The sequence below is a fragment of the Deinococcus sp. genome (genome assembly GCF_025362455.1).
Lineage (GTDB): Bacteria > Deinococcota > Deinococci > Deinococcales > Deinococcaceae > Deinococcus.
In genome coordinates this window covers 1-12,112 of the sequence record NZ_JANYGJ010000042.1, presented here as the reverse complement: position 1 = coordinate 12,112, position 12,112 = coordinate 1, and the positions used below count along the sequence as shown (strand labels likewise).

At 64.8% G+C, this 12,112-nt stretch carries 18 protein-coding genes and 1 pseudogene; 1 reads left to right on the top strand and 18 read right to left on the bottom strand.

Annotation, left to right across the window (positions count from 1 at the left end; genetic code table 11):
* The 12 genes and pseudogenes from Q0R23_RS03050 to Q0R23_RS02995 all read right to left on the bottom strand — a co-directional run.
* Positions 1-267: pseudogene (locus Q0R23_RS03050) on the bottom strand (hypothetical protein); the annotation flags it as partial.
* Positions 268-304: 37 nt separating this feature from the next.
* The gene (locus Q0R23_RS03045) at positions 305-733 is read right to left on the bottom strand and encodes a hypothetical protein (protein ID WP_293910240.1); all 429 of its coding nucleotides are present in this window, start codon (positions 731-733) and stop codon (positions 305-307) included.
* A 52-nt stretch (positions 734-785) separates the two neighbouring features.
* On the bottom strand, positions 786-1,094 hold the full coding sequence (locus tag Q0R23_RS03040) for a hypothetical protein (RefSeq protein ID WP_293910238.1): 309 nt from the start codon (positions 1,092-1,094) through the stop codon (positions 786-788).
* A gap of 48 nt (positions 1,095-1,142) precedes the next feature.
* Complete coding sequence (locus tag Q0R23_RS03035) at positions 1,143-1,931, bottom strand: hypothetical protein (RefSeq protein ID WP_293910236.1); 789 nt, start codon at positions 1,929-1,931, stop codon at positions 1,143-1,145.
* The gene (locus Q0R23_RS03030; RefSeq protein ID WP_293910234.1) at positions 1,928-2,263 is read right to left on the bottom strand and encodes a hypothetical protein; all 336 of its coding nucleotides are present in this window, start codon (positions 2,261-2,263) and stop codon (positions 1,928-1,930) included. The genes Q0R23_RS03035 and Q0R23_RS03030 overlap by 4 nt, the downstream gene beginning before the upstream one ends.
* 140 nt (positions 2,264-2,403) lie before the next feature.
* Positions 2,404-3,207, bottom strand: a complete 804-nt coding sequence (locus tag Q0R23_RS03025) for a hypothetical protein (RefSeq protein ID WP_293910232.1) — start codon at positions 3,205-3,207, stop codon at positions 2,404-2,406.
* A gap of 153 nt (positions 3,208-3,360) precedes the next feature.
* Entirely contained in the window at positions 3,361-4,401 is a 1,041-nt protein-coding gene (locus tag Q0R23_RS03020; RefSeq protein WP_293910230.1) for a toprim domain-containing protein, read from the bottom strand.
* On the bottom strand, positions 4,398-5,726 hold the full coding sequence (locus tag Q0R23_RS03015) for a DnaB-like helicase C-terminal domain-containing protein (protein ID WP_293910228.1): 1,329 nt from the start codon (positions 5,724-5,726) through the stop codon (positions 4,398-4,400). The genes Q0R23_RS03020 and Q0R23_RS03015 overlap by 4 nt, the downstream gene beginning before the upstream one ends.
* Entirely contained in the window at positions 5,723-6,577 is an 855-nt protein-coding gene (locus Q0R23_RS03010) for a helix-turn-helix domain-containing protein (protein WP_293910226.1), read from the bottom strand. Before Q0R23_RS03010 ends, Q0R23_RS03015 begins: the two co-directional genes overlap by 4 nt.
* The gene (locus Q0R23_RS03005) at positions 6,574-6,768 is read right to left on the bottom strand and encodes a hypothetical protein (protein WP_293910224.1); all 195 of its coding nucleotides are present in this window, start codon (positions 6,766-6,768) and stop codon (positions 6,574-6,576) included. The genes Q0R23_RS03010 and Q0R23_RS03005 overlap by 4 nt, the downstream gene beginning before the upstream one ends.
* Positions 6,769-6,931: 163 nt before the next feature.
* Positions 6,932-7,810 (bottom strand): ERF family protein, encoded by an 879-nt coding sequence (locus tag Q0R23_RS03000; protein ID WP_293910222.1) that lies wholly within the window; start codon positions 7,808-7,810, stop codon positions 6,932-6,934.
* A gap of 321 nt (positions 7,811-8,131) precedes the next feature.
* Positions 8,132-8,290, bottom strand: a complete 159-nt coding sequence (locus Q0R23_RS02995; RefSeq protein WP_293910220.1) for a hypothetical protein — start codon at positions 8,288-8,290, stop codon at positions 8,132-8,134.
* 107 nt (positions 8,291-8,397) lie between these two features.
* Between Q0R23_RS02995 and Q0R23_RS02990 the strand changes: the two genes are divergently transcribed.
* The gene (locus Q0R23_RS02990; RefSeq protein WP_293910218.1) at positions 8,398-9,663 is read left to right on the top strand and encodes a transposase; all 1,266 of its coding nucleotides are present in this window, start codon (positions 8,398-8,400) and stop codon (positions 9,661-9,663) included.
* 33 nt (positions 9,664-9,696) lie between these two features.
* Here Q0R23_RS02990 and Q0R23_RS02985 read toward each other — a convergent pair whose 3' ends face one another.
* From Q0R23_RS02985 to Q0R23_RS02960, 6 genes are all read right to left on the bottom strand, one after another.
* Positions 9,697-10,170 carry a hypothetical protein gene (locus Q0R23_RS02985; RefSeq protein ID WP_293910216.1) on the bottom strand — a complete coding sequence of 158 codons (474 nt, stop codon included), beginning with the start codon at positions 10,168-10,170 and terminating at the stop codon, positions 9,697-9,699.
* On the bottom strand, positions 10,167-10,334 hold the full coding sequence (locus Q0R23_RS02980; protein ID WP_293910214.1) for a DNA cytosine methyltransferase: 168 nt from the start codon (positions 10,332-10,334) through the stop codon (positions 10,167-10,169). Before Q0R23_RS02980 ends, Q0R23_RS02985 begins: the two co-directional genes overlap by 4 nt.
* Positions 10,331-10,504, bottom strand: coding sequence for a hypothetical protein (locus Q0R23_RS02975; protein ID WP_293910212.1), 174 nt, complete (start codon positions 10,502-10,504; stop codon positions 10,331-10,333). The genes Q0R23_RS02980 and Q0R23_RS02975 overlap by 4 nt, the downstream gene beginning before the upstream one ends.
* Positions 10,497-10,679: a hypothetical protein gene (locus tag Q0R23_RS02970; protein ID WP_293910210.1), complete on the bottom strand. Its 183-nt coding sequence runs from the start codon at positions 10,677-10,679 to the stop codon at positions 10,497-10,499. The genes Q0R23_RS02975 and Q0R23_RS02970 overlap by 8 nt, the downstream gene beginning before the upstream one ends.
* 13 nt (positions 10,680-10,692) lie before the next feature.
* Positions 10,693-11,400 (bottom strand): hypothetical protein, encoded by a 708-nt coding sequence (locus tag Q0R23_RS02965; RefSeq protein ID WP_293910208.1) that lies wholly within the window; start codon positions 11,398-11,400, stop codon positions 10,693-10,695.
* Between the two features lie 66 nt (positions 11,401-11,466).
* Positions 11,467-11,679: a helix-turn-helix transcriptional regulator gene (locus Q0R23_RS02960; RefSeq protein ID WP_293910206.1), complete on the bottom strand. Its 213-nt coding sequence runs from the start codon at positions 11,677-11,679 to the stop codon at positions 11,467-11,469.
* Positions 11,680-12,112 lie beyond the last annotated feature (433 nt).

The window sequence follows — 12,112 nt, the reverse complement described above, 5'->3', positions numbered from 1 at the left end:
CGCGGCGTGGAGGTGCTTTTGTGCTGGGCTCAGCCTGCCGGCGCCGGGCCGCTTGACTTCGAGCAATACAATCCGGCCCGCTTTCACCGCCATCAAATCCGGTATGCCAGGGGTCGAATACACCACGCCGCCCCTGGCGCTGCCCTTGAACGCCTCCATCACCACCCAGCCGCGCAGCCGGAGCAAGTGAACGATGCTGGCCTGAATTGAGTCTTCGAGCGGACCCCCGTCCACCCGGCTCACCCTGGCCCGGTAGCGATGATTCACCGTGACCGCCGGGAAGCCCCCGCCTTCAGGCGTAGGGTCATGACGTCCCCACCTCCAGCAGCTTGAGCAAAATGACCGTCGCCAGGGCGTGTGTGAACGTCGGGGCGCCGGAGGCAGACGGGCCGTTACTCAGTAGCCGGGCACCGTAGGCCATAGAGCCGTCCTCCTGCGTCTCGCTGCGTAGCTCCATCTCCCAGCCGCGCACCTCGCAGCAGACGATCAGGCCGGGGAGGATGCGGGGGACATCGGCGGGGTACACGTCAAGGTCGTCGGCGTCCAGAACCCTGATGGCGAGGGCATCTGGAAACCCGGCCCTCCAGATGAGTGTGTCAACCCAATACAGCAACGGGCCGTACTCCTCACTGCCCCCCAGCAACGCTTCACGCGGCTCAGTCCGGATCAGATCGGGCGCCAGCTCACTGATGCGGGCCAGCGTGCGGGCGAGGGAGAGGGTGCCCTGGCTCATCATCGCCGCCTCGACGCTGGGGAGCGCTGGGGACGGGTGCGAGGTGGGGGCTTCACGATCCCGCCTCGGCGTTCAGGATGATGACAACATCGGCGCTACACATTTCCAGATCGCTGGCCACACACCAGTGACTCGCCTGCGTTCGCCACCTGTCCACCATCTCCCACAACTGCACCTCCCTGCCCCTGTACGCCTCCAGTTCGGCGGCCTGGGCGGCGATGAGGTCGGCCATGTCGAGGACACGGGCGGAGAGGTGATAACCGGGAGTGCCATACTGCCATTGGTCGAGCAAATTCAGGGGCGAAAAATCGCTTGGAGCTTGCCCGCGCAGCTCGGCAACCATTTCAGGGGTGATAGGCATATCAGTTCTCCTTGCCGGAGCGCGTGGCCTCGGCGATATTGCGGGGCATCAGCTCGCCTTCAGGGCCTGGGCCAGCGGCTCGGCGTAGCGGCGCCTCTTCGGGTTGCGCTGCGCCTCCAGCCAGCTCAACGCCACTTCGGGCCGGACGTAGGCGGCGTGAAAGCCTACGCGGTCACGGGTGTGCGGCAGGCCGTCGCGGACCCACTTGCGCAACGTCACCGGCTGCGCCCCGGTCAGGTCGGCCAGGGCTTCGAGGCTGATAAAGCCCTGGGGCTTACCTCTCGCAGCCAGCGGGACCGGCAGGCGGCTCAGTTCGGCGGGATCGTAGCGGCAGGTGCGGCCCGGCGTGCGGAGCAGGCGGTAGCGGCGCAGCTCGTAGCGCTGGGCACGGGTCAGGAACATCCGCAGGGTGATCTGGAGTCGGTCTGCACACTGCCGGGCGGTCAGGAAGTCGCGCTGCCGGGCCTCGTCGGGGTGGATGGTATTCGAGCACGCCTCACGGACCTGCCGCGCCTGCTTCGGGGTCAGGAAGCGCTGCACGGCGCCCCAGGGTGCGGGCTGAATGCCGAGGTGGCCGCAGGTCCGGTAGACGGTATCGCTGCTGATGCTCAGCTCGTGCGCCAGGTCGGCGACGAAGATGCAGGGGTCGGGCGGCAAGCCGAGGCCGTACAGGGTGGTGGCCTGCTGGATGCTGGCGACGCCCACGCCGAGGTATTCGGCAGTCGATTTCGCCGAGTAGCCGCGCCGCAGCCGGTGGCGCAGGTGGCTGATGAGGCTGGGCGTCCAGATGACGGAGCCGCTGGGACGGCGGCGGATGGTCGGGCGGCGCTCGGTCATAACATAGACCTCGCTTGCCGGTACTGCGTCCGGACCTGTTCCAGTGCCTCTGGCGTGACTTCCCACAATCCCTGAGCGCCCCGATGCGGCACCGGCTGAGCAAGCGGCGTGACCTCCAGGCACCAGTGGTATTGCCCTGGCACGGCCCAGGGAGAGGCGCTGTCCTGCCGCACGTCCGAGAGCCGGGCGACGGCCACGATGCCGGGGACACACAGGCCGCGCCCATCGCGCAGCAGCTTGCGGGCCAGGGAGGTGTAGGGGAAATCCCACCGACCCATCCAGAGCACCGCCTCAGTGATTTCGTTCCAGTACTCGCCCGAAGGCGGGGGCATAGCGCCTCCGTGCAAGGCCAGGTAGTCGCCGATCCGAAGCCCCTGGCGTGACGGGTGCCAGGTCCGATTTTCAACGTCTTTGCCGCGCAGGAACGCCCAGCTCCAAGGATGGCGCAGCGTTAGGCCACGCAAGGCAACAGTCATTCCCGCACCCCTTCCCAGGCCAACTTCGCCGCCCGGATGGCGTCCCACTGGTTGGGCCTCAGCGGCCCGGTCAGCACCTCGCCGCTTGCCCGGTCCACGCTGCTGACCTGCCAGCCTGCCTTCGTGCCGACCACGCTCACGTCGGCCTGTGTTCTGAGCCCGTCGAGCCAGTCCCAGGGCTTGATGTCGTCCACGCCCTGAAAGTCGCGGCGGTCCTTTGCCCCGGCCTGCACGGCGGCCACCACCGCCTCGGCTTTGCGCTCAGGGGGCAACTCGGCGAACGGTACGCTCTGACGGGTAGCGGGGTGCTCGACCATGCCCTGGGCCATGTCGCGCACCACCTCACCGACCGCCGCGATGTCGGCGCTGCTGGGGCGCTCCTTGCCTGTCGCGGCCTGGGTCACGGCGACCACCAGGCCGTAATGTTCCGGCGGCGCCAGACCCAGGGCGCGGGCCATGCGCTCGGAGTTGATTTCAATCCCCTGAACCTCGGCGGCGTCGGCGGCGTCCGCCCAGTTGATGAGCTGGTACAGCCGGGCGCGGGTCAGGCGCAGGGCGTCCTGGCCATACCCCTCGAAGGTGGCGTGGGTGCTGCGGTAGAGCCTCGCGTCGCGCAACTCGCGCAGGGCACGGGCACCGCGCAGGGCCAGGGTTTCACCGATCAGCACCAGCTCTTCGAGTTCTAAGCGGCGGGCACGCTGCTCTGGGGTGAGGATGGGCTGGATGTCTACCAGTGGTAGACGTTCAGCAGTCACGGTGGGCAGTGCACGGTCCACGTCGGCAATCCAATCAGAGATCATGGGTTCTCCTTCAGCGTGGTTTCGCGCTCGCGCAGTTCAGTCAGCAGGCCCGACTGGTTGTGTCTGGGGTTGATGCCGAGGGCCAGGGCCATACCGGCTTTCGGGCGGGGGCGGCAGACAGGGCGGCGTCGGCGTCGGCGATCCAGTCGGCGGTCAAGCGGAGTCCTGAAAGCGCAGGCGGCGTTGAGTACGGCGGGAGGCGGCGGTGGTCGCCCCGGTCAGCAAGGCACGCAGATGAGCGGGGCCGCGCTGAAGGAGCAGATCGTTTTTGTCACTGATGCCCGGCAGGACGTGCAGCGCCCGGCCCTCATCGGCGGCCCAGCGCTGGGCATGTCCGGCAGCTTTCTGCCCGGCCTCGTCGAGGTCCAGACACAGGTAGAGCTTGCGGCCTGTCAGGGCAGGGTGTTGCAGTTTGGGCCAGTGGGTCGCGCCGGGGATGCCGACCACGTTCACCTGTCCCTCAAACGCCTCCCAGACGCTCAACACGTCCATTTCACCCTCGACCGCCAGCACGGCGCCGTCCCCCAGCAGGCTCAGGCCATACGGCGCGGTGGCAGCGCCTGCCAGGTTCCGCATCTCGCGCCCCTCGCCCTTGCCGAGCAAGTTGCGGCCCTTCAGGGCCAGCAGCGAGCCGTCATGCCAGGTCGGCAGGGTGATCATGTCCCTCCAGATGCGGTGAGGCAGGCGACCCAGCACGCTGCTGTCGGCCACGCCCAGCCGGTAAACAAAGGGCGACTCGTTCAGGCCACGCGAGCGCAGGTAGGACAGCGCGGCGTGCGAAGCGTCGGATTCGAGCGCCTGGTAGGCCGCCTCGGCCTGCATGGCGAGGTGGGCGTAGTCGTTCGGGTCGGTGCGGGCGGTGTGGATGATAGGCCGGAACGTCACGGGGCGCACCTGACCATCGAACCTGATCGGTGTGTCGATTCCGGCAAGCTGCGCGATCAGCGCAATGGCCTGGTCGAGTTGCAACCCCATCCAGTCGCGGGCCACGGCGAGCAGGTCATAGCTTTTGTTGTCGTCCCCGTAGTCGCAGACGCTCTCGGCGTAAACGTAGGTGCTGGGATTGTTGTCCTGGTACAGCGGGCAACGGATATAGCGGCCCGGCGGCACCTCAATGCCCGCCTGGGCCAGCAAGTCGGTCATGACCGGACGGTTGCGAAGCTCGTCCCTGTAAAAATCCAGCATGGCGCTCATGCGTCCACGCCCGGCAGTTTGATCTGGGGGTTGAGGATGCTGTAGGGCAGGGTAAAGGTACCGGTTTCACCCTGACGGTTTTTTGGCAGCGCCCCGTCGAGCGGCGCGTCACGCAGGCTGCGGTCCGCCTTGTTGGGGTTGTGGATGCTGATGAACAGCGTGCAGTGATTTTTTGGAAGGTCGGAGTCCTGCGTATTTTCCATCTGTGGCATCTCCCCTTCGTTCTCGATGGTTTTCCGGTTGGCCTGGACCAGCCAGAACGTGTGGTGCCCGGTGGCGCGGTCTGACTGCCGGGTGATTTTGACCAGCTCGCCCAGATACTCGCGGCGGTCCATGCGCTGCGTTTTCTGATCCCAGGAGCAGTGATCGAGGTTTTCCATGACGCTCAGGGCCACGCCCCGCGCCCGCTTGTCGGCCAGGCGGATCATCAGCTCGTGCTGATCCATGTCCGGCGCGTCGTTGATGCTGATGGGCAGGCGCCTGACCTGATCCTGTGCCCAGGTCAGGCGCGAGGCCACCGACTCCGGGGGACGTGAGCCACGCGCTTTGAGCAGGGTCGCCAGGCCGTTCCCGTCCCGCTTCAGGGGCAGCCCGGCAACGTAGTGGGCCATGCGCTCGAAAATCTGTTCGGCGCTGGCGTCCGCGATCACGTCGTAATCGACTGAATGGCCCTGATGGGCGGTGGACAGGGCAACGTGGATAGCGACGGCGGTTTTGCCGTGCCCGGACCTGCCGCATAGCAGCACCGTCTCACCGTCCCTGCCGGTGATGGGCAGCCCGCCCCAGCGCAGCAGGGCATTCAGGCTGGGGTGCAGGCGGATGATGCGCTCCGGCGACTCCTCCAGCGCCCGGTAGCGCTCGACCAGATCAGGCATCTCGGACACCGGCACGGCGCGGCTACCGCCAGCCATCAGTTGACTCACGGCGCCGACCAGATTCGAGGCGATGGCGACAGGCGCCTCACCGGCCTGCCGCGCCTTAAGCAGCGCCTGGGCCTCGGTCAGCACCTGGCCCAGATCGGCGGCGGCGCCCTCCTCTTCGAGGCGGTAGGTGCCCAGCGGCAGGTTCTCCAGCTCCGGGGCCGCCTGAATCTGATTGATGAACGCCGTCAGGTCAGGCAGTTGCACGCGCAGGGTCTGAAAGCCCACCGCGCTCCCGGCCTCCAGATGGCCCATCAGGGCCTCTGCGACGCGCCGCCCGGACTCAGAGCCCCAGTGGTGCCCCTTGACCTGTCTGAGGCGGTAACAGAGCGTTCTGTAGCCATTGTCGTCCAGCCCTGGGCTGATGGTCACGGCGGCAGCCAGCACTTGCAGGGCCAGGCTCACTTGAACATCGCCTCGCTGGGGTCTTCGTAGGGCTCGGCAACCGGGGCCAGAGAGCGCCGCACCACGCCGCTGTCGCGCTTCCAGTCCTCGCAGTGCTTCTCAAAGGCGCCCAGCGTCAGCCGCCTGGCCCACCACGGGTCACGCACGCGCCACTCGATCACCCGCACCACGTCCGCCGCTGCCCAGCCCGCGCCACTCAGTTTTGCCGTCACCTTGCCGATCTGGCTGGCATTGCTCCCGGCACCCTGCGGGTAGAGCGCGGTCACGATGGCGTCGAAGATCAGGTTGCGGGGCCGGGCCGCGCCACTCCCGGTTGCCTTCCCGCCTTGCCCCTCGCCCTCGGCCACCGCCTCGCCGGTTTTTTTCCTGTTAGCGCTTTTGGGTACAGCAGCCGACAGGACAGAATCAGCGGTGCGCGGCGGCGGCGTTTTTTCTGCCGCCAGATCTTTTACTTCAATAGGATTACCTTCAATAGGATTACCTTTAGCTGCGCACCTGGTGCTAGGGGGGTGCGCACCTGGTGCTAGGGGGGTGCGCATGACAGACGCAGGGGGGCCAACCAATACGATGTCGTTTGTTGTCTGGCTACCGTCGTCTCGAAAGCGAGTCTCTAAGGTCAGCCACCCTTTGTCGCGTAGCCCGTAAAGCGCTTCCTGAGCTTTTCTGCGGCTGATCTTGCAGACCTCGGCAATGCGTGCCTGGCCCTCCCATACGCGCCCAGAGTCGCCGACGCGACGGCACAGGTGGGCATAAACGCGAAACTCATAAATGTCCAGTTCGGCGTCATCAACATCGCTGTGGACGAACAAGCCGAGTGTGAAGCTGTTGTGCTTCGGGGTGATGTGGCTCATGCCGCGCCCCACAACCGCGCCAGCAGCCGCTGAATTACGTTACGCCCGACCTCGGCGCAGTCCTGTTCACTGATCTGCTCGCGCATCACGTCCTGACAGGCCGCCTCGTCGCCAAAATGCAGCGCGGCTTCGAGTGAGTCGGTCCACTGGGCCGGTGTTTGCAGCCCCGCTTCCGGGTGTTTGATCGTCATGGGCTACTCCCCACGAACCGAGTTTGATATAGGATGATGCCGAGAGACGATGCGTCTCTGGACAGGACCCTACTCGGTCCTCGCCACGCCCGGCAGTTGATAGCTGCGCGGGCGTCGCTTGTGTCTGGGAGTATAGCGTTTTTGCTGTCTCGGCGCAAGTTTTTCACGCCTTGACCGCTTCGCCCAGCGCCGTCTGTGTGGCGTGGTCATCCATCCCGCTCAGCGTGTCGAGCAGCGTCTGCCCCTGATCGTCGGTGAGCTGCTTCGTGCCAATGGCCTCGGTGCCCAGGAGATAGCCCCAGAACGCGGCGCGGGCCTCGCTGGTGTCTGCCCCGGCCTTTCTGGCATGGCCCATCAGTGCGGGGCGGTGGACGGTGGTTTCAGATTCTGAAACGGTGGCCTTGCTCACGCCCAGGTCGCACAACGCCTGGTACGCGGCGCGGGCCTGCGCTTCGTCCGTCTTCCAGCCTGCCACGCCCTTCAGCAGCGCCCTGGCCTCGTCGCCGTGTCCCTGCGTGCTCAGCTTCTCCCCGGCCCGCTTGATCTGACCGTGGAGCTTGCTCAGCGCCTCGCTCGGCTCAGCGGGGCCAGCGGCGCGGGGTGCAGGACTCTGGAGGGCCTGGGTGCGGGCTTGAGCGGGTCGAGTGGGCTGAGAAGCGGCGTGGCCGTCATCGTCGTCCCCGCTCACGATGCCGAGCACCGAGGTCAGGGCATAGCGCTTGCTGTATGTGAGCACGCTTCCCGCCGTCTGCGGATCGTTTTTGCCCAGCGGCATCTGATACGTCTCCATCATGTATTCGCCGCTTGAATGGGCTAGCACAGTTGTCAGCGCCATAAACCCAGCAGGTGCTTCGCAGGGCCACTGGCTGATGCTGAGTCCATTCTCGGCCAGCGGGGCGCGACACGCCTCCCAGACGCTGCCGAGGTCGGCATACTTGCTTTTCAGGTGAGGGTTAACGGCGTCTTTCAGGGCGGGTCTGATACCGGCCTGCGCCTTGCTGAGCGCGGCAAAAAGTGCGGATAGGGTTTCACTGTGCTTCAAAGCATTCTCCCCAACATCTCCACAACCATCCCCACTCCCACCAGCAGCCCCAGCAGCGCAAACGCCCCTGCCCACGCCTGCCAGGACAGGTCGGGGCCCTGGTCGGGGTTCATGACCCGTCCCGGATGATGCGGGCGGCCTTGAGGCCAGCGGGGGTGACGGTGAAGCGGTACGTGACAACGTCGTGTCTCGCGTAGCCGAGCTCAGTGAGGCGGCGGGCGGCTTTGCACGGGATGACAGTGCGGCTGCCGCTGTGGGCCTGACGTGCCGCCGCATCCACCAGCAGTCGCGCAGGCCCGCCCCCGGCTCGCAGGAGGGGGCTCACTTGCGCCCCCGGCTCAGGTACGCCGCTTGCTCATCGTCCACAAGCCCCTGCCACTGGTGTCGCTCCATCCCGGCCTGCCCGGCCCGGCTCAGAACGAACAGCGCCACCAGGAACAGCAGACCGCCCAGCAAAAAACCCTGTTTAAACTCGCTCATCTGGGAGCCTCCAGGAAACCCACTGCTTTAGCTGTGGGAGGAATGGAGCCGACGCCGTAGGCGGCGCAGCCCTTCCGCTTGCTCAAGCCTTCTGCTATACTGAAGTTATGAGCGTGCGAGTTTTGAAACTCAAGTTGAGGACGGTGAACCGGGGCAAGTCTGACCGGCTGGCCGCCATGCAGCGGGAGTATGCGGCGTGCGCTCAGTTCCATCTGGAGGGCATTGAGCGCCTCCAGACCACAAACGCCACCGCTCTGCATCGGGAGTTGTATTTGCCCGCTAAGGAGCGGTTTTCGTTGCCTGTCGTCAACCTCCAGCGGTCCAGAGATAAGGCCATTGAGACGTTTCGCTCGTACCTTGCTCGCAAAGCGAAGGGCAAGCGGGCGTCTGTGCCGAAATTCGGGCCGGGGTTGCCGATGGGAGTTGGACAGCGGGCGCTCGCCATTGTGGGCCGCACCCTGCGCCTCTCGACTGAGAAAGCGCGGGAATACCTGTGGCTGCCTATTGAAATGGATGAGCGTCACGCGCCCTGGGTGGATGCGGTTGCTGCTGGAACCCTGAAGTACGGGGCTTCCGAGCTGCACCGCAGGGGAAAAGACTGGTATCTGCATCTGACCGTGTATGAGGATGTTCCGAACACGGTAGAGAACGGTGTGGTCTACGGCCTTGATCTGGGCGTTGCTAATACAGCAGTGATGAGCGGCCCCGATCTGGTCAAGTTCTGGAGCGGGCAGGCCGTCAGGCACACCCGTAACCGCTATCAGGCGAGGAGAAAAAGTCTTCAGGAAGTGAAGCTCACAGGCGAAGTGCGGCGTAGCAAAGGCAAAGAAAGCCGTTGGATGCGGAACCTTAATCACCAGATCAGTTGCCAGATTCTGAGTGAAGTTGCAAAGAACGGCGGGGCACTCGCTATTGAGAAGTTGCTGGGTATTCGTGACCGGGTGAAACTCACCCGCAAGGTCAACCGGATGATTCACAACTGGGCTTTTGGCGAATTGATTGCCCTGTTGCACCAGAAAGCACCACGCTACGGTGTGAAAATCGTAGAAGTTGACCCCCGGCACACCAGTCAGGGGTGTAGCAAGTGCGGGCATACGGAGAAGGGCAACCGACTCCGGCAGGACCGTTTTAAGTGCAAAGCGTGCGGGTACGCCGTCCATGCGGATTTGAACGCCGCTCGGAACATTGCGAACCGTGGCGCACTGATGCTGGGCTATACGTCCGGCATCACGGGGGGCTTGACACTCCCCGGCAGTGGGAACACTGTCCCCGTCAGCCGTGAATTCGGAGACGGGCAAGCGTCTGATGTTGAAGCTGAAGGGCCTTCGGGTCAGTTGATGCAGAGTCACGACGTAACCTCCTTAAGTTCCTAGTGGGAATCCCACGGATTCATCCGTGGGAGGATGTCAACTGCTGTCTCCAATGGCCGCGTGCCCGGCCTGATTCAGCCGGTAGCGGTAGGGGTGACAGGCAAGGCCATGCCCGGTCCTGCTGACCAGTCGCTGGCCCCGCAGAATCAGCAGACGCATCCGGGCGGCGTTGGTCGAGATGCCCAGCGACTCGCCGAGTTGCCTGGAGTCAGCCCCGTCCAGGTAGCCGATTAGGCGCATGGTCAGCAGCAAGCGAGGCTCCTTGACGCTGCCGCCGACGTGCATCTCATCGAGCTTCGCCTCCCCGGCAACGGTGATGCTGTAGCGGTACTGGTCGCCCGGCCCGCCTATCCCTGAGCGCCGCGCAAAACCGCGACGCGTCAGGTAGAAAAGTTGCTGCTGCACTTCGCCCAGCGCCGGGTCGTGTGTCCTGTCCGCCAGCTCGGCGGCGGTCATGCCCACACCGCACAGACGGGAGAGGAGTCGGTGGGGGCGGTGGCCGCGCTTCATGCCCGACCTCCCAGCAAAGGGATAAAAACTTGTTCGGAAATCGCCTGTGCTAAGCGAGGAGGCACAGCATTTCCGATCAGCGTGTAGGCCGCGCTCTTCGAGACGCCGAGGGGCACCGGCACGCCCTGAAGCGCGGCGCAGCAGAATTCGATGACGCCGGTCACTGCGACTCACCCGCCATACGCGCCTGCTCAGCCGTGCCCAGCGGCCCGCCGCAGCGTTTGCACAGGATCAGGTCAGTCAGCCGTCCACAGGCCGAATAGGGGGCGAGCAATGCCGGAGCGGGCGCGGGTGCTGCCGGGGTGCTGCCGGAAGCCCAGGCGACGTTAGCCACGGTCGCTCACCAGCTCCGGCACACTGATCCGCTCATTGAATTCCAGATACCCCGCGCCCAGGCTCGCACTCAGGTCGGGCAGCGCACCCAGGTCGGCGCAGGAGGCCGCCAGGTGCTCGGTCATGGCCTGCACAGCGGTGTCGAAGGATTCGCCCAGCCAGTCGGCGCCGTTCACCCTTCCCTCGCCGTCATTTCGCCACTTCCAGCAACAGGTTTTCGCTGGGGGCATAGGCGGCGATCAGGCCGTCCACAAACCGCAGCGCGTCAGGTTGCAGCCGTGCGGGCAGGTCGCCATATCCGGCCAGGTTGTAGCGACTGTTGAACGCGCTCCACGCGGCCCGGTAATCCGAGCGGCGCCCGCCCATCAGTCCGACCAGGTGCTTGACCCGCTTGTAGATTTCGTTCTTGGCCGGGCCAGTCACAGGCAGGTCACCCAACCGGGCGTCAATCTCGGCGGTGACCTCGGCGCGAATTTCAGCCTTCACCACGCCCAGCGCTTTGACGGTCAGCCCGGCCAGGCGTTCGAGCTGGCTAAAGTCGGCGGCAGGGAGAACGGGGGCCAGCTCGCGCAGCACCAAGTCTTCTGCGATGTCGCGAAAGAGCTTGGCCCGCTGCGAGCGGATGAAGAAGCCCAGGCGCACAACGCCGCGTTTGGTCCATACCGTCGCCTGCTGCTGCCCGCCAAGGGTGTGAGTAATACTCACGACCCAGTGGCGCCCCTCGACCAGCTCACCGGCCTTGGTTTCCTTGTGCTTGCGGACGTTCTCCGCGCTCACGCCGTAGCCCAGCGCCACCTGCTCGGTGGTCATCAGGTATTCGTGCTCGGTGCTGGGCATGAAGTTCACGACCTGCCCGGCGACGATAAGGGTGTTCTTTGGTGCGGGTTCGTGTATCATTGGGTCACTTCCTCTGTGCTCTGTAGGCGCCCGCGACTTGGACCTCGCGGGCTTTGTTTTTGTCGGTTAGGCCGACGCCTGGGCAGGTAAAAAAAGAGCGCTGGGGTCCACATCAAAGTGATCCGCCAGGGCGATGACGAGGGAATATGTCGGCTCCTGCGTCTCCCCCGTCTCTAGTTTGATGATGGTCGTCCGGGAGACGCCCACCGCGACGGAGAGGGCATTGCGGCTCTCCCCCCACGCTTGCCGAAGGGATTCCAAGTTAGTCATCTTTGGCATGGTCAGAGTCTAGTGATTTAGCACTACAGTGTCAAGGTGCTATAGAGTTCAATACCGCATTGATTGTATTCTTCAATACGAATCATCAATACAAACCCGCTCCCAGCGCGGCTTGAGCGGGAGCGGGTTTGATGGAATTGATCGTGGGATTGATGGTGCCGGACACAAAAACAGGCCCACAGGCGCAGAGGCGCCCACGGGCCTCGATCAGAAAACGCAGCGAGTCGAAGCGTCCACCGAGAGTCACTCCCTCGGTTTGGGCTGAATGACGATTTCAAGGTCCAGGGCGTCAAGGATCGCGGGCCAGTTGCTTTGAGTGACTCATGATTCTCCCTGGGCGAAGTAAGGGTGAATGTTGGGTACGAAAGTGCGGAGAGCTTTCGCAAGCGCATGACGGCCAGCCGGACTTAATTTTTTAAGATTCAGTTGGCTC